Source organism: Rahnella sp. R3(2024) (assembly GCF_042920125.1).
Taxonomy (GTDB): domain Bacteria; phylum Pseudomonadota; class Gammaproteobacteria; order Enterobacterales; family Enterobacteriaceae; genus Rahnella; species Rahnella rivi.
This window is the reverse complement of sequence record NZ_JBHGBU010000001.1, coordinates 135803-155581: the sequence shown is the minus strand read 5'-3', so window position 1 is coordinate 155581 and position 19779 is coordinate 135803. Positions and strand designations below refer to the sequence as shown.

At 55.1% G+C, this 19779-nt stretch carries 15 protein-coding genes; 8 read left to right on the top strand and 7 right to left on the bottom strand.

Features of this window, described 5'->3' with window-relative positions:
- Positions 1 to 6: 6 nt before the first annotated feature.
- Together ABSH60_RS00600 and ABSH60_RS00595 are read right to left on the bottom strand one after the other, a co-directional pair.
- Positions 7 to 1056 (bottom strand): PotD/PotF family extracellular solute-binding protein, encoded by a 1050-nt coding sequence (locus ABSH60_RS00600; protein WP_122095133.1) that lies wholly within the window; start codon positions 1054 to 1056, stop codon positions 7 to 9.
- Positions 1057 to 1081: 25 nt separating this feature from the next.
- A complete protein-coding gene (locus tag ABSH60_RS00595; RefSeq protein ID WP_390972253.1) occupies positions 1082 to 2194 on the bottom strand; it encodes an ATP-binding cassette domain-containing protein in 1113 nt (370 codons plus the stop codon).
- A gap of 565 nt (positions 2195 to 2759) precedes the next feature.
- Here ABSH60_RS00595 and ABSH60_RS00590 point away from each other — a divergent pair.
- Together ABSH60_RS00590 and ABSH60_RS00585 are read left to right on the top strand one after the other, a co-directional pair.
- Positions 2760 to 3869 carry a TIM barrel protein gene (locus tag ABSH60_RS00590; protein ID WP_390972251.1) on the top strand — a complete coding sequence of 370 codons (1110 nt, stop codon included), beginning with the start codon at positions 2760 to 2762 and terminating at the stop codon, positions 3867 to 3869.
- A gap of 142 nt (positions 3870 to 4011) precedes the next feature.
- The gene (locus ABSH60_RS00585; protein WP_390972249.1) at positions 4012 to 4770 is read left to right on the top strand and encodes an FCD domain-containing protein; all 759 of its coding nucleotides are present in this window, start codon (positions 4012 to 4014) and stop codon (positions 4768 to 4770) included.
- A gap of 123 nt (positions 4771 to 4893) precedes the next feature.
- Here ABSH60_RS00585 and ABSH60_RS00580 read toward each other — a convergent pair whose 3' ends face one another.
- Positions 4894 to 5178, bottom strand: a complete 285-nt coding sequence (locus ABSH60_RS00580) for a YqjD family protein (RefSeq protein WP_056770122.1) — start codon at positions 5176 to 5178, stop codon at positions 4894 to 4896.
- A 143-nt stretch (positions 5179 to 5321) separates the two neighbouring features.
- Positions 5322 to 5669 (bottom strand): anti-adapter protein IraP, encoded by a 348-nt coding sequence (iraP, locus tag ABSH60_RS00575; RefSeq protein WP_056770126.1) that lies wholly within the window; start codon positions 5667 to 5669, stop codon positions 5322 to 5324.
- A gap of 463 nt (positions 5670 to 6132) precedes the next feature.
- Here iraP and ABSH60_RS00570 point away from each other — a divergent pair, with 463 nt between their 5' ends.
- Positions 6133 to 7890, top strand: a complete 1758-nt coding sequence (locus tag ABSH60_RS00570) for an EAL domain-containing protein (protein ID WP_390972246.1) — start codon at positions 6133 to 6135, stop codon at positions 7888 to 7890.
- Positions 7891 to 7946: 56 nt separating this feature from the next.
- Here the strand turns inward: ABSH60_RS00570 and ABSH60_RS00565 are convergent, their stop codons facing one another.
- Both ABSH60_RS00565 and ABSH60_RS00560 read right to left on the bottom strand, forming a co-directional pair.
- The gene (locus ABSH60_RS00565) at positions 7947 to 9056 is read right to left on the bottom strand and encodes an AI-2E family transporter (protein WP_056770133.1); all 1110 of its coding nucleotides are present in this window, start codon (positions 9054 to 9056) and stop codon (positions 7947 to 7949) included.
- Between the two features lie 146 nt (positions 9057 to 9202).
- Positions 9203 to 9670, bottom strand: a complete 468-nt coding sequence (locus ABSH60_RS00560) for a GNAT family N-acetyltransferase (protein ID WP_390972244.1) — start codon at positions 9668 to 9670, stop codon at positions 9203 to 9205.
- A 222-nt stretch (positions 9671 to 9892) separates the two neighbouring features.
- On the opposite strand from ABSH60_RS00560, the gene ABSH60_RS00555 reads away from it, so the two are divergent.
- The gene (locus ABSH60_RS00555) at positions 9893 to 11590 is read left to right on the top strand and encodes a chloride channel protein (RefSeq protein ID WP_390972242.1); all 1698 of its coding nucleotides are present in this window, start codon (positions 9893 to 9895) and stop codon (positions 11588 to 11590) included.
- A 7-nt stretch (positions 11591 to 11597) separates the two neighbouring features.
- On the opposite strand, the gene ABSH60_RS00550 is transcribed toward ABSH60_RS00555, so the two are convergent.
- Positions 11598 to 12617, bottom strand: a complete 1020-nt coding sequence (locus ABSH60_RS00550) for a transporter (RefSeq protein WP_122095141.1) — start codon at positions 12615 to 12617, stop codon at positions 11598 to 11600.
- 384 nt (positions 12618 to 13001) lie between these two features.
- Between ABSH60_RS00550 and ABSH60_RS00545 the strand changes: the two genes are divergently transcribed.
- From ABSH60_RS00545 to narI, 4 genes are read left to right on the top strand one after another with little or no spacing between them, the layout of a single operon-like run.
- Complete coding sequence (locus ABSH60_RS00545; protein ID WP_183847290.1) at positions 13002 to 16766, top strand: nitrate reductase subunit alpha; 3765 nt, start codon at positions 13002 to 13004, stop codon at positions 16764 to 16766.
- On the top strand, positions 16763 to 18301 hold the full coding sequence (narH, locus tag ABSH60_RS00540) for a nitrate reductase subunit beta (protein WP_056770152.1): 1539 nt from the start codon (positions 16763 to 16765) through the stop codon (positions 18299 to 18301). The genes ABSH60_RS00545 and narH overlap by 4 nt, the downstream gene beginning before the upstream one ends.
- Positions 18298 to 19023 (top strand): nitrate reductase molybdenum cofactor assembly chaperone, encoded by a 726-nt coding sequence (gene narJ, locus ABSH60_RS00535; protein WP_122095147.1) that lies wholly within the window; start codon positions 18298 to 18300, stop codon positions 19021 to 19023. Before narH ends, narJ begins: the two co-directional genes overlap by 4 nt.
- Positions 19016 to 19696 carry a respiratory nitrate reductase subunit gamma gene (gene narI, locus ABSH60_RS00530; protein ID WP_056770158.1) on the top strand — a complete coding sequence of 227 codons (681 nt, stop codon included), beginning with the start codon at positions 19016 to 19018 and terminating at the stop codon, positions 19694 to 19696. Before narJ ends, narI begins: the two co-directional genes overlap by 8 nt.
- The last annotated feature ends 83 nt before the right edge of the window (positions 19697 to 19779 follow it).

Sequence of the window (19779 nt, the reverse complement as noted above, 5' to 3'; positions counted from 1 at the left end):
TTCACCTTAGCCCGCCACAAGCGTATCGAACTGGCGGATCCAGCTGTCACGGTTTTTATTGATGGCCGCCCAGTCCGGGTAGACCAGCGTTTTGATCTGATCACGCGTCAGGTACGCGGCAATCGCCGGGGTCAGCGCCACCGTCCGGTTGGTCGGGAACATGTCGGTGGGCGGTTGCATCAGTTGCTGCTGAACGCTCTGTGAAATGGCCGCGTCCATGTAGGCGTAGGCCGCATCCAGGTTCGCGGCGCCTTTGGTCAGGTGAATATTGACCGGTGCCGCCGGAGAGCCGGTTTCCGGATGCACAAACTCCGCGTTCATTCCCAGACTTTTCAGGCGGGCAACGTTGTTGGTGCTGCACATGAAGACCGCGATCTCTCCCTGCTGGAATAACGTCATCTGGTGGTTGGTGCTGTCGACGATCGCCTTAAGTTGCTCAGGGTGCTTTTTGAACAAATCGAACACTGCCTGCATGTCCTGCGCGCCGGAACCAAAGATTTTCGCGATCTCGGTATACGCCATGACGGCAGTGTTCGACTCAAAACCGGTCCACGACACCAGCCCTTTGTAAGCCGGATTTTCAAACAGATCCCGGTAACCTTTGGGGCGCGGAACCAGATCGGGATTGTAAGCAATGCCGTTGACTTCAATGGTCACCGTCGGGCCGTATTCCCCCTGAAATGACGGGTCGAGCAAGGCCCAGTTTTTCAGGCGGGCAGGGTCAATCTTCTGGATCAGGTCTTTTTCAACGGCAATCGTTGTTTGCCCCGGCGACATCAGCAACGTGTCATAAGGCGGGCGGCCAGGGCTTGCCAGCGTTTTTGCCAGCTGATCCTGTGCCATGACCGGCGCGATGGTCAGTCCGTAGCCCTCTTTTTGCAGCACCGGCGTGATTACGGTGCGGTAGGCGTCTTCCCAGTTACCGGGAAAGGTTGCTGCCACGGCGCTGCTTTTGCTGGCAGCCGCGGCGCGCAGAGAAAAGGGCATCATTGTCGATGCCGCTACTCCCGCCACAAGATAACCGAACCGGCGACGACTTATTTCAAAGTCCTTCATTGTCTCTACCTCTGATAGTCAGTGATTAACGTGTGAATTCCGGCTCAGCCGGAAAAGCGTGGCACCGTGCGGTGTCGATCTCGGCAAAAAGCTGTGCGCCCGGTGGCGGGATCCGGGTGGACGGGCCTCTGAGTTCCGACGCCCGCAGACGGGTGCCATCCTCAAAGGCCAGGTCATGCACCAGCGACGGCCCCAGCGGAACGGATACGGTCATCCGCACCGGCTGGGCACTGTCGCTGGGTTGGGTCGTGAGGCGAACTTCTTCCGGGCGGAAAGTGAGGGTCACCTTCGAACCCTGAGTGAAATTCAGACGGCGCGGCAGGCGCAGCGTCTTTTCATTGGCAAGGCTAATCAGCGTGGTGTTCTCGCCGAGGCTCGATACCGTGCCGTGCAGCATATTGGTTTGCCCGATAAAGGTGTTGACGAACAGCGTCTTAGGCGTGTCATACACCGCCATCGGCGTATCGATTTGTTCCACCTCACCTTTGTTCATCAGCACCAGACGGTTAGCCAGGCTCTGCGCTTCTTCCTGATCGTGGGTAACGATAAGCGTCGTGATGCCGAGCGTTTTTTGCAGATGCAGCAATTCCACCTGCAGATCAAAACGCAGCGCGCGATCCAGCGCACCAAAAGGCTCATCCAGCAGCAGCAGTGAAGGGCGGCCGGCAATGGCGCGTGCCACCGCGACACGCTGCTGCTGCCCGCCGGAAAGTTCGCGGGGCAGGCGGTTACCAAAATCACTGAGTCTTACCAGCGCCAGCATTTCCTCCACGCGCTGTTTGCGTTCCGCCCGCGAAACTTGCTGGCAGGCCAGAGGGTAAGCGATGTTTTCGGCGACGGTGAGGTGCGGGAATAACGCATAATTTTGAAACACCATCCCGATGCCGCGCGCTCTGGCCGAGACGACGCTGAGATCCTGCCCGCCGAGTTCAATACGACCCGCTTTCGGCTGGATTAAACCGGCGATGGCCCGCAGTACCGTCGATTTACCGCAGCCACTCGGCCCGAGCAGCGCCACAATTTCTCCGGCTTCAATATTGAAGGAGACATTGTCGATCGCGTTTTTCCCGCCGTAGCTGTGAGTAAGACCCTGAACTTTCAGGCGTTTGGTTTCAGCGCTGTTTTGCATATATGACATATTGCTTCCTGATCCTACGTCGCAGTCATGGACGGTTTTGGGTTGTGGTGCATGGAAAAGGAAAGAGCAAACGGCATGCCAGTATGAATTTTTAAGCAGGAAAGTTTTTTAATGCATTGAATGTAAAGTGATAATTAATTTTTTAATATCCGAACATTAATAATCACAAACATAATACGAAATATTCGAATATTAATTTTTAGTCTGTTTTCGCCATTTTGGTGCGATAAACGGGTCGTGATGGTGCAATAAACAAACAAAATTGGAGCGCCCTGATAACAGCGTTGTTCCCGGCCAAAAAGAAGAAAAGAATGAAAAACCTTCTTTTTCAGTAGGTTAATAATTTATTAGGATTTTGCAGCATCACCGGAACCCGCTGCGTAAGTTGATCTTCTGTGGGGGATTTATGATTCGTAAAAGTATACGAAAGTTTATAATAATATTAATTTCACCCTAAAATCGCATTAAATCAGTGGGATGAACTTATGGTCACGGCCTTTTTATCTTTGCTGGCATGACCCTTGCAGCACATGACAGGTCGTTCCACACTGTTTAGGAGTTATGAATGAGACTGGGCATTGACGGGCTGAAATTACCCGAAGTGAAAAAACGCGGACCGCTGGCGAGTCTGGATCACGTAAAAGCGCTGGGGCTGGAGGGCATCTTCTTCAGCAGCGTTTTAGATATGAGCCCTGATCTCGACAGGGGGTTGCTGCGTGATATCCGCGCAAAAGCCGATGATCTGGGGCTCTATCTGGAAAGCGGGCTGGGGAAAATTAACCCCTATTGCAGTGCTGAATCCCCCGAACTGCGTGCGACAGGGGGCGGGGACATTATCGCCGGGTTGATCAGGATGATGGAAGCCAGCGCCGAAAACGGCTGCCGGGAATTGTGGGTGTCGCCGGGCAATTTTAAACCTGCCTATCGCGGGCGGCTGGCCGTGGACCGCTTTCGGACAGATGTCACCTGGGACGAGCAATTGCTGGGCATCGAAAACGTGCTGCGAAAACTCGCACCGGCGGCGCGTGCCTGTGGTGTTCATATGAATATCGAAACGCATGACGAAATCACGTCTTTCGAGATCTTACGTCTGATAGAAGCGGTGGGTGAGGACTGCGTGGGCGTGGTGCTCGATACCGCAAATATGCTGCAACGCGGTGAACATCCGCTGCTGGCCACGCAGCGACTGGCGCCTTATGTCCGTCAGACGCACATCAAAGACGCTTACGTGGCAAGAGCGCCGGGCGGTTTTGACTTCCAGCCGCGCCCGTGTGGTGAGGGCATCGTCGATTTTGCCGCGATACTGCCGGTTCTGGCAAAGGTCAACCCGACGCTGAATCTCTCGCTGGAAATCGCCCAGTCGACAGATGACAACCGCCGTCAGGCCAATCCGCGTCAGTGTATTCAGCTCGACGATCCGCTGTGGCGCGCCGGTCATCCGGATTTGTCGCCACAAGAGCTTGAGGCGTATTTATCGATGGTGGACGCGTTTGAGCGGAGAGTGAAAACCGGTGAAATCGCAGACTGGGAAACCTATGAAACCCTGAACTATGGCTACCCTGCCTATGAACAGCAATCTTACGGTTTCAGCGAGGCAGTGCATTTCATCAAAAAATCTGCACACCACATCCGCTCCCTGTGTGTCGAAAAAGGGATCCCGTTGCAGGCGTCATAAAGCGGCTTGTGGCGGGCCGATCGCCACGCAATGCCACGGCAGCCGGTTGCACGTGGCTATTGTGTATTGGCGAATCAATATTATTATCGAGATAATTACAACATCATCAGTTACTGCGAATTTATCCCAGAAGAGGTCAGATGTGGAAAAGACAACCCGCAAACCGCGCGTACCGGTTCGCAAAGCCGCAACATCGGCCAAAAAACCGGTGACCCAGTCGGACAGCAATGACGATGTGTCCGAACGTATTCGCGCCACGCTGGCGGCGGCGATCGGCGAGGGCGCGCTGACCCCTGGCACCAAAATACTCGAAGAAGCGATTGCCGATCATTTTGGCGTCAGCCGCACCGTGGTGCGCGGCGCGCTGGGGGTGCTGGAAAGCGATCATCTTCTGGAGCGCAAAAGGAACCGGGGCACGTTTGTGGCGGAGCCGGGCATTGAAGAAGCCAAAAATCTGTTTGAGGCGCGCCGCAGAATTGAAGCGCTGTTGCTGGAATTCGTGATTGAGCGCGCGACGCCTGAACAGCTCAGCGCGCTGGAGAAACTGGCAGACGAAGAAGAGCACACCCATTCTCACGGCGATGAAAAATCCAAAACCGTGCTCTCCGGCAAGTTTCACATTGTGCTGGCAGAGCTGGCGGGAAATCCTGTACTGACGGAAATGCTGGCGAAAATCGTGGCGCGGCTTTCGCTGGTGATGTCGCTGTATGAGGAAAAAAGAAAAGACGACTGTGGGGCGGATCATCACCGCATGATTGTGGCGGCACTGAAAGAAAAAGATCTGGACAAAGCCCGGCAGCTGATGGATCACCATCTGGCCGATATCGAAGGGCGCGTGCGCCTCACCGAGGGGCATGGCGACAGACACTCCTTCCTGTCGGTGCTGGAAAATTTCTCCTGAGCCTGATTGCTTTGCCTCTTCTCCCGATTGCACGCAAAAAAAATCCGGAAACCTGAAGTCTCCGGATTTTTATCAGGGTCGGTTTCCCGGCCCTGAGGCGTAAGTTTTACGACTTACGGCTTATTACTTACGGCCAAGCAGTAAACCCAGCACAACACCAATGGCACCTGCGGCGATAAGACCAGACAGCGGGTTATCTTTCACCTTGTCAGCCACGCCGGAGAGGGCTTCACTTGCCTGTCCGGACAACTTACGGGCAGCGCCTTCAATCTGGTGCTTTGGCGAGTCAACAAAGTTGCCGAATTGCTTCTGCGCTTCACCGGCAAATTCATTGGCTTTGTTTTCAACTTTATCAGCCAGACGGTTTGCGTCTTTGTTCAGGTCTTTATCGTAATCTTGTGATGACATCGTATTCTCCTTTGTTTGCAGACTTAAAGCGTAGTAGGGAATCTCTGTCCTTGCACTCACCGGGGCACATTCCGAGAATTTTCTGAACGCAGCCCGGATGCCAAACGTGTGAGCAAAACAGGGGCTGCGTGTGCAATCAAATGTTATGATTCAGTAACAGCATCCGGGCTGGTACCGTTCAGCGTGTTCAGTGCTTCAGCATTCAGTTCCGGGTCGGCCTGATCAATTAAGCGTGTGGTCGAAATAATTGCCTGAAATTGCTCGAATAAAAGTGAAGCGTCGGATTTAATTGCATCATCGTCCGAGTCGAGCACGGAATTAATGGCTTTATTTACGCTCTCAATAATTTCCTGCGGACCGCCATTTTTACCCACCGTTAAAAACAGTGCGCTTAAAAGAAGTGACTGCGCTTCTACCTGTGCAGTCAATTGCTTAGCGTCTGCTTCCATCCGGGAGATTTTGGCGATCATGCTTAATATAATGTTTTTCATTTTGTTATGGCTCCTACAGAGAGAGAAGTGTTACCCGCTCGTTATTTCTTCGCCTGGTTCAACGACTGTCTGTAATATTCAGATAATCAATAAGTTAATCATTTTTTGAAGAGTCTGTTTGGCGGGGCAGGAAAATCTTATTCCCGACACATCAGATTTCTCACAGCAGGCTAGCACATACTAAAACAGATAATCCACGACATGCATAAGGACAAGCGCTGCAGAAGCGCGAAATGTGAGTATTTCGGCATTTTCCTTGTTATTTTACTTGTATTCATTAACCTTGCATTGCCGCGTGTCAAAAGCGGAAAGATTGGCTTTTCTTAACAGTTTCTCCGCTGAATTAAATAAAATTAACGGCTTTTATCCCTCTGGAACCACGTGGAGCCAGTATTGGTCGAATGTGTTCGCCAAAGGGTATAAGAATATTATTAGAAAAATTTCTGATTTTAAGAGTGTAACCATGCTGACCAATTTAAGTAACAATGAAGCAAAAAGGCATGCGGCGATCGATGCTCTTAAGGCAGATGACAGAGGCCGTGACGAGACGCTGCAAAAATACACCTTTCTTGCCTGTCGCTTGCTCAATGTGCCGATGTGTTTTGTGTCCGTTTTAGATGATGAAAAACAATTTGTTAAATCAGCCCAGAACGTTCCTTTTACTGAAACCAGCCTGAGCGATGCGTTTTGCGCACACACCATTCGCAGCGAACAAACCCTCATCTGCAACGATACGCTGCAGGATGAAACCTTTATGCATTACCGCCTGGTTCACGAAGCCCCCTATATCCGCTTCTACGGCGGATGCCCGCTGCGCACGCGTGAAGGGGTGATCGTCGGCACGTTGTGCGTGCTGGACAGCGAGGCGCGTGAGTTTACCCATGAGCAAATCGAAACGTTTGAGAAAATTGCCGAGCTGATGTCTGTGTTTCTGGAAACCTGGCATGCGGTCGGTTACGTCGATATTGTCACGTTGCTGCCTAACCGCCAGCGTTTGCTGCGGGATATGTCCTACCTCAACGGTGCGGACAGTACGCTGGTCATTATCGACTGTCTGGATATTGCCTTTGCCTATGAAGTTGCACGTTCCATGGGGATGGGCGCGGTGGAAAGCCTGCTGCAGGATATGGCGCTGCAACTGAAAGCCCGCCTGAAACTCGACGGGCTGTTATACGCAGTCGCCGTCGGGCGTTACGCCTTCTTCCTTAAAGACAGCGATACCCCTTGCCTGCAAACGATCAGTGAAAAGCTCACTGGCACGCAGGCCAGCCTGAATAATCAGATCCCGCTTAATCTGGACATTCATATCGGTGATTCCGGTGAATTCTCCCCGCAGCTCAATCCGGCGGAAATTCTGCGCAGGGCGGTCAGTGCTCTGCATGAGGCGATCAGTCAGAAGAAAAGGTTCATGACGTATGACGCCGACATCGATGACAAAAAACGCAATGATTTCCAGCTGCTGGCCGAACTGAGAAAAGCGCTGCACGAGCGCAGCGGGTTATACCTGGTTTATCAGCCGAAAATCTCCCTCACCACCGGCGAGGTCACCGGCGCCGAAGCGCTTATCCGCTGGAAACACCCGTTGCTCGGCGAGATCATGCCGGGGCAGTTTATTCCGCTGGTGCAAAAAACCAGCCTGATGAGTGAGCTGACCGACTGGGTTATCGAGCACGCTATCCGGCAGCTCAGCCTGTGGGTCGACAAAAACCTGCGGGTGCCGGTGTCCATCAATCTGGCGGCCAGCGATTTCTCCCGCCCTGGTTTTGCCGATGCGCTGGAAGAGAAGATGCTCAGCCACACGCTGCCGCCGGCTTTACTCAGCGTGGAATGTCTGGAAACCGAGAAAATGCTCGAAAGCCCGGATGCGCTTTCCGGGCTCGAAATGCTCAAGCTGCGCGGGTTTAAGATTTCACTCGACGATTTCGGGTCGGGGTACAGCAACATCAACGTGCTGCGCAAAATCCCTATGGATACCATCAAACTCGACCGTTCCATTGTCGGCACCATTTCTACCGATCACGCCAGTCTGGTGATCGTCAGAAACGTCATCCGTCTGCTCAAACAGCTGGATTATGAAGTGCTGGCGGAAGGGGTGGAAAACGAGGAGACGGTGGATATTTTACGCGGGCTGGGGTGTGACGAAGTGCAGGGTTACTACTACTCGATGCCACTCAACCCTGATTTGTTCGAACGCTGGTGTGAAGAGCGGGCGGCGGGATAAGCAAAAAAAATGAGCGGCACGCAGGCCGCTCATGTTCAGATTAGTGCCGGGAACCGTCAGGCTCCCGGATGGTTTTTACCTTCTTCGATAAAATCCTCGTCAATCTCTTCAATGTTATCGCGATGATCGCGCCCGGAAAGAATATTCCAGCAGGCGATAAACAGCGCCGCAATCAGCGGGCCGATAACAAATCCGTTAATGCCGTACACTTCCATTCCGCCCAATGTACTGATCAGAATGAGATAGTCAGGCATTTTGGTGTCTTTGCCGACCAGCAGCGGACGAAGAATATTATCCACCAGACCAATGATCACCACGAAGAACACCACAATAAAGATGCCTTTCCACAGCATGCCGGAAGCAAAGAAATAGATGGCCGCCGGTACCCAGATGATCGCTGAACCCACGGCCGGAATGATGGACAGAAACGCCATCAGCGCGCCCCACAGCAGGCTTCCTTCCAGACCAGCGATGTAAAACGCAATCCCCCCCAGCGCACCCTGAACGATAGCCACCACCACCGTACCTTTTACCGTTGCGCGAGCCACGGCGGCGAACTTCATGAACAGATGGTGTTTCACGTAGCTCGACAGCGGCAGGGCAGCCAGCGTCAGGTTCACCAGATAAGCGCCGTCTTTGATCAGGAAGAACAGGATGTACAGCATGATGACGAAACCGAGCGCAAACCCGAAGGTGCTCTTACCGATAACGAAAACACTGCCTGCCAGATACTGGCTCCCCTGCAATGCCACATCAGACAGTTTCTTCTGAATTTCAGTGGTGCTGTCCAGATCGTGATCGGACAGGAAATGGCGCGCCCAGCGAGGCAGATGATGAATCACATCCGCCAGGATCACCGGCAGCTGTGTTTCATTTCCCTGCAACTTGACGTACACCGCGTTGAACTCAATCGCCAGCGAGGAAATAATAATTGCCAGCGGGGTGAAGACGATAAGACAAATGATCAACACCGTGATCAGCGAAACCACGCCGTTGCGATCGCCGACGTAAAGTTTGAGACGGTTTTTTAATGGATTGAAAATCACTGCCAGAATAATCGCCCATAAAACGGAAGAGTAGTAAGGCCGTAAAACATCAAAAAAAGCCAACGTTACGATGACCAGAATCGTAAGAAAAAACCCCTTGGAAATACCTTTAACCACCATTTTAATTCCTTTGAATAATTCTGTTGCTCACGAAGCATAGAGTGCATCTTCGTTTTTGCAAAAATTTGTTCCTGGCTGCGGATAATCTGCGCAACAGCCTCCTGCTGAGGGCGGATTTTTCTGCCGGATGGGGCGTTGCCTGCGATTTATGCCAAATGAGCGGGCCGCAATGTTTTCGAGAAACATACCGCCTCTTCCCGGCCAATATAGGGGCCGTAATTTTCAATTTGTCCGTAGCCATTTTTGAGGTAAAAACGGACAGCCCTGACGTTAACGTGGCGGGTTTCAAGCCAGAGTTCGGTATAACCTCGCTGTGCTGCGGATGTTTCCAGAAAATCGAGTAAAGCCTGACCAATGCCGGGTGAACTTCGGTCAGCAAACATCCTTTTCAGTTCGGCGATATGTTGTGTTAACGGCCTTATCGCTCCACAACCAATCGCTTCACCTTGTTGGTTTCTTGCCAGTACCCACAGCGAGCGCTCCTCTTCGAGTGAATCTGCCGTGAAATGGCTTTTGCCACTGTTACCGGTGATCGCGGCAAGTTCTGATGACAACTTTTCGATTAAATATTGCGATTCGGGCGAGAAAAAATCTGCTTTCTCAACGGTTATCATGGCGTGGCCCTTATTAAACAGGAATCAGAATTGAAGGTACTGAGGATGTTTTATAGGAATACCGGCCAACTTTCAAAAACCCCTTTATTTTCCCGCCGAAAATCTCCCTCCGGCCCCTGAGACGGCACCGAAAGCGTGAAATCACCCGGCAAAGTGCGGGCATGAGAAACTCACGCTGAAATGGTATTCTCCCCGTCAGCCTCTTTCCATAATGAGAACCTGATGGGCCTGAAAGCATTTGATTCCCTGCAAAAGGATGACTGGATTAACCTGCTGATCGCAATCCCCGCCGGGATTGTTGCCGCACTGGTCACTATTGCGTTTCGCGGCGCGATATCTGGCATTAACGGCCTGATGTTTGCCGACGGCAGCGACATTACCAAAGCCTTTAACGAATACCCCCGGCTGGTCTGGCCGCTGATCACGACTGCAGGCGGCATTATTGCCGGTTTCATTTTGCTGTGGGCGCTGCGCCATGAAGAAAAGCACGGCAAAATGCCGGATTACCTCGATGTGATCGACCAGCGTCTGCCGGGCATTCCGGTGGTCAGCACCGTGCTGCGCGGGCTGTCGTCGCTCGCCAGTATCGCCAGCGGCGGGTCGATTGGGCGTGAAGGCGCGATGGTGCAACTCTCTGCGCTGAGCGGCAGTCTGGTCGGGCGCTTCTCGCGTTTTAAAGGCGTCCATCAGTCCGATATCATCGCCATGGCGGCGGCTGGCGGGCTGGCAGCGGTGTACCACGCACCGTTTGCGGGGGCGCTGTTTGTGGCGGAAATTGCCTTTGGCGTGACGGCGGTGCAGCGGCTGATCCCGCTGTTTATCTCGGCCTCGGTCGCGGTGCTTACTGTGCGTTCGCTGACCGATTATGCGCCGCTCTACCTTTACTCCTCGGCGACGTTCAGCCCGTCATTTGGCGCGATCATTACCGTGCTGATCATCGGCGCGGCGACGGGCGTGCTCGGGCCACTGTTTATCTCCTCCATCGACAAAGTGCGCCTGTGGATGAAACCCATTTCGCATCCGGCGCTGCGTCTTGGCCTTGGCGGGCTGGGTGTCGGGCTGGTGGCAATGATTTCCCCGCTGGTGCTGGGCAACGGCTTTGAGGTGATCGATTTAATCCTCAACAACGGCGATTTACAGACGTCGTTGCTGGTCTTGCTGATCCTGAAAATTGTCGCCACGGCGATCACCATCGGCTCCGGCGCGGTGGGCGGGCTGTTTACGCCGTCACTGCTGATCGGCGCGGCGGGCGGCGCGCTGGTGTGTACTTTCCTGCAATGGCTGGGCTTTGATCCCGGTCCGGTCGGGCTGTATGCGGCGATCGGCATGAGTGCGCTGCTGGCGGCCACCAGCCATGCGCCGCTGATGTCGATCATGATGGCGTTTGAAATGACCCTCAACAGCTCGCTGCTGTTCCCGCTGATGCTGGCGACGGCGATTTCCTACGTGGTTGCCTCCCGTCTGAAAGAGGGCGGGACCTACCCGGTGCTGACGCGACACAACGCCCGCTTCCTCGCGAAGAATGAGTTTGAGTACAGCACCGTGGCTTCACTGGTGACGCCCTGCTCGAAAATGTACGTGGACGCCTCACTCTCCGAGGTGGTCAGCGAAGGGCTGAAGCAGCGCACGCGCTACGTTTACGTGGTGGACAGAGAAGAGCGGTTCCTCGGCGTGGTGCCGACCAACGTGCTGGCGAGCGGCATTATTGACGGCAGCCTGCAATCTGACAGCCCGATCGACGGGTTTATCGAACAGGAGTTCACCACGCTGTTCCAGCAGGCCAGCTACGAACAGGCGTGGGCGATGTTCAGCACGTCGCCGCTCGAACGTTTGCCGGTACTGGAAAATGCACAGTCGCGCCGCCTGCTGGGCGTGATCACCAAGGCGGCGCTGTTAAATAAGGCCAGCCACTTCCTGTAACCTTGCCTCAGTTCTCGTCGCTGCGCCTGAAGGCGTACCAGCCCGCCAGCAGGGTACAGACGCCGACAATCACCACCAGCAGGATAAAACCGTGGTGATTGCCGGCGAGCGGAATGCCTCCGACGTTCATGCCAAAAAATCCCGCCACAATATTGATCGGCAGCGCCAGCACGGTGATCACCGTCAGCACGTACAGCGTGCGGTTACTTTGCTCCATCTGGCGCGAGGTAATTTCTTCCTGTAGCAAACGGATGCGCTCGGTCAGTGCGATCAGATCATTGAGCACCACGGAAAATTCTTCGGCAAACTGACGTAAATCCTGCACCACGGCGGGCGCGATCCACGCGGGAGGGCGGTTCAGCAGGCGAAACAGCGCCGTCGGCTCCGGCGCCAGCAACCGCTGAAAACGCATCAGCATTCGCCGCAGCCTGCCCAGACTGGCGCGGTTCTTTTTGACGTGATGACTGAGCAGGCGCTCTTCAATGGTATCCACGTACTGATTGGCGCGGCGGACGATCTGCTCCAGCAACTCCTCCTGTTCTTCCAGCAGATGCACCAGCAGCGCGGTCGGCGAGCCGATGTTCAGGTGATCAAGCCGTTTAAACAGCCGCTCGATCAGCCGCACCGGTTTGTGGCGTGCGGTCACCACCAGTTGCTGATGACAGCTCAGCCACAGGGTGGAGGCTTCATCACTGGTTTCATCGGGGCGAAAAATCACGTCGTTGAGCACTGCCAGTAAGGTGTCATCCACCCGTTCTATGCGCGTACTGCGCGACCCTTCACGGATTTCTTCGAAAAACACATCCCCGACCGCAAAATGCTTTTTCAGCCATTTTTCTGCCATGGCGTGATTGAGATTGACGTGGATCCAGACAAACCCCTGGTCATGGCAGATCTGCTGATAGGCTTCCTGAACCTGTTGGGAAGAGACGCGCTCGGCAGGGCGGTTTGGCCGAAAAACGAAGCCGTAAATCATTCCGGTGACTTCATCATTGAAATTGAGTACGACGGGTTTTTCTGTCTGCATTAAAGGCTTCTGGCGGAGAAAACAGGTTTCTCCATTACGCCAGACATCGGCACAAATACAATATGCCACCCGCTAATTTCACAAATCCGTCACATTCCCGCCGCCTTACCCCCAATTTTCCTTCTCCGGCTTCCTGATGGGCTTTTGGGGTGTTTTTCAGAAATTACCCGTTTAAAAACAAGCAATTATTAAGAAATGGCCGAATACCCCTTAAGGGGTATTTATCGTTATGTGAATTTTTATACGACGACGCGGCGTTGATCGCAATCAAGTAGACGCGCGTGTGGGGTGCATACCCTGAGGCCAACTTGAGCAATGTAGTTGTATTCCCCGCCATTCACATAATGACAAAGCGCCACAGGCCTTTGCACAGGAGATTCCCGGATGAGCAAGTTTCTTGACCGGTTTCGCTATTTCAAACAGCTAGCTGAACCCTTCGCTGACGGCCACGGCCAGACGCTGAATACCAACCGTGACTGGGAAGACGGCTACCGTAGCCGCTGGCAGCACGACAAAGTGGTCCGTTCCACGCACGGTGTGAACTGCACCGGTTCCTGTAGCTGGAAGATTTACGTTAAAAACGGTCTGGTCACCTGGGAAACCCAGCAGACTGACTACCCGCGCACCCGTCCTGATCTGCCAAACCACGAACCGCGTGGCTGCCCGCGTGGCGCCAGCTACTCCTGGTATCTCTACAGTGCTAACCGCCTGAAATACCCGCTGATGCGCAAAAAGCTGATCCAGTTATGGCGCGAAGCCAAACTGCAATACAGCGATCCGGTCGATGCCTGGGGCTCGATCGTCAATCAGCCGGAAAAAGCCAAAGAATATAAAGCCGCACGCGGTCGCGGTGGCTTTGTGCGTTCAAGCTGGCAGGAAGTGAATGAGCTGATTGCGGCGTCCAACGTTTATACCGCCAAAACCTTCGGCCCGGACCGCATTATCGGTTTCTCGCCAATTCCGGCGATGTCGATGGTGTCTTACGCCTCCGGCGCGCGCTATCTGTCGCTGATCGGCGGCGTGTGTCTGAGCTTCTACGACTGGTATTGCGATTTGCCACCGGCTTCTCCGCAAACCTGGGGCGAGCAGACCGACGTCCCTGAATCCGCTGACTGGTACAACTCTTCTTATATTATCGCCTGGGGTTCAAACGTTCCGCAGACCCGCACCCCGGATGCCCACTTCTTCACCGAAGTGCGCTACAAAGGCACCAAAACCGTTGCGATCACGCCGGATTACGCCGAAATCGCCAAGATTTGCGACCAGTGGCTGGCACCGAAACAAGGCACCGACAGCGCACTGGCGCTGGCAATGGGCCATGTGATCCTCAAATCCTTCCATATTGATAACCCAAGCCAGTACTTCACCGACTACGTGCGTCGTTACACCGACATGCCGATGCTGGTGATGCTCGAACCGCGCGAAGACGGCTCCTATGCCGCAGGCCGTATGCTGCGCGCGTCCGATCTGGTGGACAATCTGGGTCAGGAAAATAACCCGCAGTGGAAAACCATCGCCTTTGACGAAAACACCGGCGAACTGGTGTCACCGTTAGGTTCTATCGGTTACCGCTGGGGCGAAAAAGGCCAGTGGAATCTGGAATCCCGCGAAGGGAAAGATCATAAAGAGGTCAGCCTGAAGCTGAGCCTGCTCGACGATCACGATGACGTGGTCAACGTCGGGTATCCGTACTTCGGCGGCGCGGTCAGCGAGCATTTCAACAGCGTGGCGCTGGATGAAATCCTGATGCACAAACTGCCGGTCAAACGCCTGCAACTGGCAGACGGCAGCACCGGTCTGGTGGCGAGCGTTTACGATCTGACGCTGGCGAACTACGGCATTGAGCGCGGCCTGAACGACGAAAACTGCGCGCAAAGCTATGACGAAATCAAAGCCTATACGCCAGCCTGGGCCGAAAAAATAACCGGCGTTTCTCAGCAGAACATTGCGCGTATCGCCCATGAATTTGCCGACAACGCCAACAAAACCCATGGCCGTTCGATGATCATCGTCGGTGCCGGGATGAACCACTGGTATCACCTCGACATGAACTACCGCGGTCTGATCAACATGCTGATCTTCTGTGGTTGCGTCGGCCAGAGCGGTGGCGGCTGGGCACACTACGTCGGGCAGGAAAAACTGCGTCCGCAAACCGGCTGGCAGCCGCTGGCGTTTGGTCTGGACTGGCAGCGTCCGCCGCGCCAGATGAACAGCACCTCGTTCTTCTACAACCATTCCAGCCAGTGGCGTTACGAAACCGTCGCGCCGCAGGAACTGTTGTCTCCGCTGGCGGATAAATCCAAATTCACCGGCAGCATGATCGACTACAACGTGCGCGCCGAGCGTATGGGCTGGCTGCCGTCTGCGCCGCAGCTCAACGTTAACCCGCTGCACATCGCGGAACAGGCGAAAGCGGTCGGCTTATCGCCTGCCGATTTCACCGTCGCAGCCCTGAAAGACGGCAGCGTGCGCTTTGCCGCCGAACAGCCGGACAATCCGCAGAACTTCCCGCGTAACCTGTTCGTCTGGCGCTCCAACCTGCTGGGTTCTTCCGGTAAAGGCCACGAGTACATGCTGAAATATCTGCTGGGCACCGAACACGGTATTCAGGGAGATGATCTCGGTATTCAGGGCGGCGTGATGCCGGAAGAAGTCGAATGGCAGGCGCAGGGCGGCGAAGGCAAACTGGATCTGGTGGTGACGCTTGATTTCCGTATGTCCAGCACCTGTCTGTATTCCGACATCGTGCTGCCAACCGCCACCTGGTACGAAAAAGACGACATGAATACCTCGGACATGCATCCGTTTATTCATCCGCTGTCAGCCGCCGTTGACCCGGCGTGGGATTCAAAAAGCGACTGGGAAATCTACAAAGGTATCGCCAAAGAGTTCTCCCGCGTCTGCGTCGGCCATCTGGGTGTGGAAACCGACATGGTCACGATGCCTATTCAGCACGATTCCGCCGCTGAGCTGGCGCAGCCGTTTGGCGTGGAAGACTGGAAGAAAGGCGAATGCGACCTGATCCCGGGGCGTACCGCGCCGCATCTGATGGCCGTTGAACGCGACTATCCGAACACCTATGAGCGCTTCACCTCGGTCGGTCCGTTGCTGGAAAAACTCGGTAACGGCGGTAAAGGCATCAGCTGGAATACCGACAGCGAAGTCGATTTACTGAAAAAACTGAATTACACCAAACCGGACGGTACCGCCAAAGGCCAGCCGATGATCAACACCGCGATTGATGCGGCGGAAGTCATCCTGACGCTGGCACCGGAAACCAACGGTCAGGTGGCCGTGAAAGCCTGGGCGGCGCTGAGCCAGAACACCGGCCGCGACCATACGCATCTGGCGCTGAATAAAGAAGACGAGAAAATCCGCTTCCGCGATATTCAGGCACAGCCGCGCAAAATCATCTCCAGCCCGACCTGGTCTGGTCTGGAAGATGAACACGTCTCTTACAACGCCTGTTACACCAATGTGCATGAGCTGATCCCGTGGCGCACGCTGTCAGGCCGTCAGCAGATTTATCAGGATCACGCGTGGATGCGCGCCTTCGGTGAAAGCCTGCTGGTGTACCGTCCGCCAATCGACACCCGCGCGGCGCAGCCGTTGCTGAACGCGAAGCCGAACGGCAACCCGGAAATGGCGCTGAACTTCCTGACGCCGCACCAGAAATGGGGCATTCACTCCACCTACAGCGACAACCTGCTGATGCTGACCTTAGGTCGCGGCGGCCCGATTGTCTGGCTGAGTGAAGACGATGCAACAAAACTGGGCATCGAAGACAACGACTGGATCGAAGCCTTCAACGCCAACGGCTCGCTGAGCGCCCGTGCGGTGGTCAGCCAGCGCGTACCGGCGGGGATGACCATGATGTACCACGCACAGGAACGCATCGTGAACATTCCGGGTTCGGAAATCAGCCAGCAGCGCGGCGGTATTCACAACTCCGTCACCCGCGTGTGCCCGAAACCAACCCACATGATCGGCGGCTACGCCCAGCTGGCGTACGGCTTTAACTACTACGGCACCGTCGGTTCTAACCGCGATGAATTCGTGATTGTGCGCAAAATGAACCGCATCGACTGGCTGGATGACGAAGGTAACGACTACGTGCAGGACGCGGTCAAACAGGAGAAAGCCAAATGAAAATTCGTTCACAAGTCGGCATGGTGCTGAATCTCGACAAATGCATTGGCTGCCACACCTGTTCCGTGACCTGTAAAAATGTCTGGACCAGCCGCGAAGGGATGGAATACGCGTGGTTTAACAACGTGGAAACCAAACCGGGTCTGGGTTATCCGCATGACTGGGAAAACCAGGAAAAATGGAAGGGCGGCTGGATCCGCAAAATCAACGGCAAACTGCAGCCGCGCATGGGCAACAAAGCCAACCTGCTGCATAAAATCTTCGCTAACCCGCACATGCCGGAAATCGATGATTACTACGAACCGTTCGATTTTGATTATCAGCATCTGCACACCGCGAAAGACGGTAAACATCAGCCGGTGGCGCGTCCGCGTTCGCTGCTGACCGGCAAACGCATGAAGAAAATTGTCGGCGGCCCGAACTGGGAAGACGATCTGGGCACGGAGTTCAGCAAACGTTCTGCCGATCAGAACTTCGCCAACATGCAGAAAGAGATGTACGGCGAGTTCGAAAATACCTTTATGGCGTACCTGCCGCGTCTGTGCGAACACTGCCTGAACCCGGCGTGTGTGGCGACCTGTCCGAGCGGCGCGATTTATAAACGCGGCGAAGACGGCATCGTGCTGATCGACCAGGACAAATGCCGCGGCTGGCGCATGTGCCTGACCGGCTGCCCGTACAAAAAAATCTACTTCAACTGGAAAAGCGGCAAATCAGAAAAATGTATTTTCTGTTATCCGCGCATCGAAGCGGGCCAGCCAACGGTCTGTTCCGAAACCTGCGTCGGCCGTATCCGTTATCTCGGCGTGGTGTTGTATGACGCCGACCGTATCGCCGAAGCGGCATCGGTTGAGAACGACAAAGACTTGTACGAAAGCCAGATGAGCATCTTCCTCGATCCGAACGATCCTGAAGTGATTGCCCAGGCTGAAAAAGACGGCATTCCGATTTCCGTCATGGACGCCGCGCGTCAGTCGCCGGTCTACAAAATGGCGATTGAATGGAAGCTGGCACTGCCGCTGCACCCGGAATACCGCACACTGCCGATGGTCTGGTACGTGCCGCCGCTGTCTCCGATTCAGTCAGCCGCCGACGCCGGGGCATTGCCGCACAGCGGCGTGCTGCCGGACGTCGAAAGCCTGCGTATTCCGGTGGAATACCTGGCGAACCTGCTGACCGCGGGCGACACCGCGCCGGTATTGCGGGCGCTGAAACGTATGCTGGCGATGCGCCACTTCAAACGCGCTGAAACCGTGGACGGCGTGACGGACACCAGCGCGCTGGAACAGGTCGGATTGTCTGCGGCGCAGGCGGAAGAAATGTATCGCTATCTGGCGATCGCCAACTACGAAGACCGTTTCGTGGTGCCTTCCAGCCACCGTGAACAGGCACGCGAAGCCTTCCCGGAAGCCAAAGGCTGCGGTTTCAGCTTCGGTGACGGTTGCCACGGCAGCGACAGCAAATTCAACCTGTTCAACAGTAAACGTATCGACGCCATCGACATCGGCGCGAAAACGGAAAGGAAGGGCGAATGAACAGTTTACGACTCATAGGATTACTGCTCGATTATCCTTCAGCCGATCTCTGGGAACACCAGATCGAACTGCTGGAAGCGGTGACCGACTCCCCGGAACTGGACCCTCAACAGCGCCTTGATCTGGCGCTGTACATCACATCGTTTTGCAAACAGGACCTGCTGGATGCGCAGTCGGCGTACACCGGGTTGTTCGACCGTGGCCGCGCCACCTCGTTGCTGCTGTTCGAGCATGTGCACGGCGAATCCCGCGATCGGGGTCAGGCGATGGTTGACCTGATGGAGCAATACCGCGCCGCCGGTCTGGAGATCGACAGCCGCGAGCTGCCGGATTATCTGCCGCTGTATCTGGAGTATCTGACCACCCGTGATGAAACGCAGGCGCGAGACGGCCTGCGTGATATCGCACCCATCCTCGCGCTGCTGAGCGCCCGTATGCAGGAACGCGACAGCCACTACGCGCAACTGTTTGATCTGCTGCTGGCGCTGTCCGGCAGTGATATCGCCACCGACACCGTGCGCGCCGGGATCAAACAGGAAGCCCGTGACGACACACCTGCGGCGCTGGATGCGGTATGGGAAGAGGAACAAATCAAGTTCCTCGGTGAGCAAAGCTGTGCGACAGGTGAAGAAGCCGCGCACCAGAAACGCTTTGCCGGCGCGGTCGCGCCACAGTATCTGAACCTTGACGACCTACCTGCGGGGAACCACGCAAATGACTGACTTCCTCAATAACTTCTTCTTTAACATCTACCCGTACCTGTGTGGCACGGTCTTTCTGGTGGGCAGCTGGCTGCGTTACGACTATGGTCAGTACAGCTGGCGTGCCGGTTCCAGCCAGATCCTTGAGAAGAAAATCCTGCGCATTGCCTCGCCGATGTTTCATGTGGGGATTCTTGGCATCATCGCGGGTCACGCCTTCGGGATGCTGACTCCGCACTGGATGTATGAATCCTTCCTGCCGGTGCCGGTGAAACAGCAAATGGCGATGTGGGCAGGCGGCGCCTGTGGCGTGCTGACGCTGATCGGCGGCGGTCTGCTGCTGTGGCGACGCCTGAGCAACGAACGCGTGCGCTCGACCTCCAGCTTCGGTGACATCATGATCATCGCGTTGCTGGTGATCCAGTGCGCGCTGGGGTTGAGCACCATTCCCTTCTCCGCGCAGCATACTGACGGCAGCGAAATGATGAAACTGGTCGGCTGGGCGCAGTCTGTGGTGACCTTCCGTGGCGGCGCGGCGGCGCATCTCGATGGCGTGGCCTTTATCTTCCGCGTGCATCTGGTCCTGGGGATGACATTGTTCCTGCTGTTCCCGTTCTGCCGTTTAGTACACATCTGGAGCGCACCGGTGGAATATCTCACCCGCCGCTATCAGCTGGTACGCAATCGTCGCTGATTGACCTCAGCAGATTGTGAACTGTCTGTTTTGACATAAAAACGAAGGGCGCTATGATGCGCCCTTATCTTTTTTTATTGCTC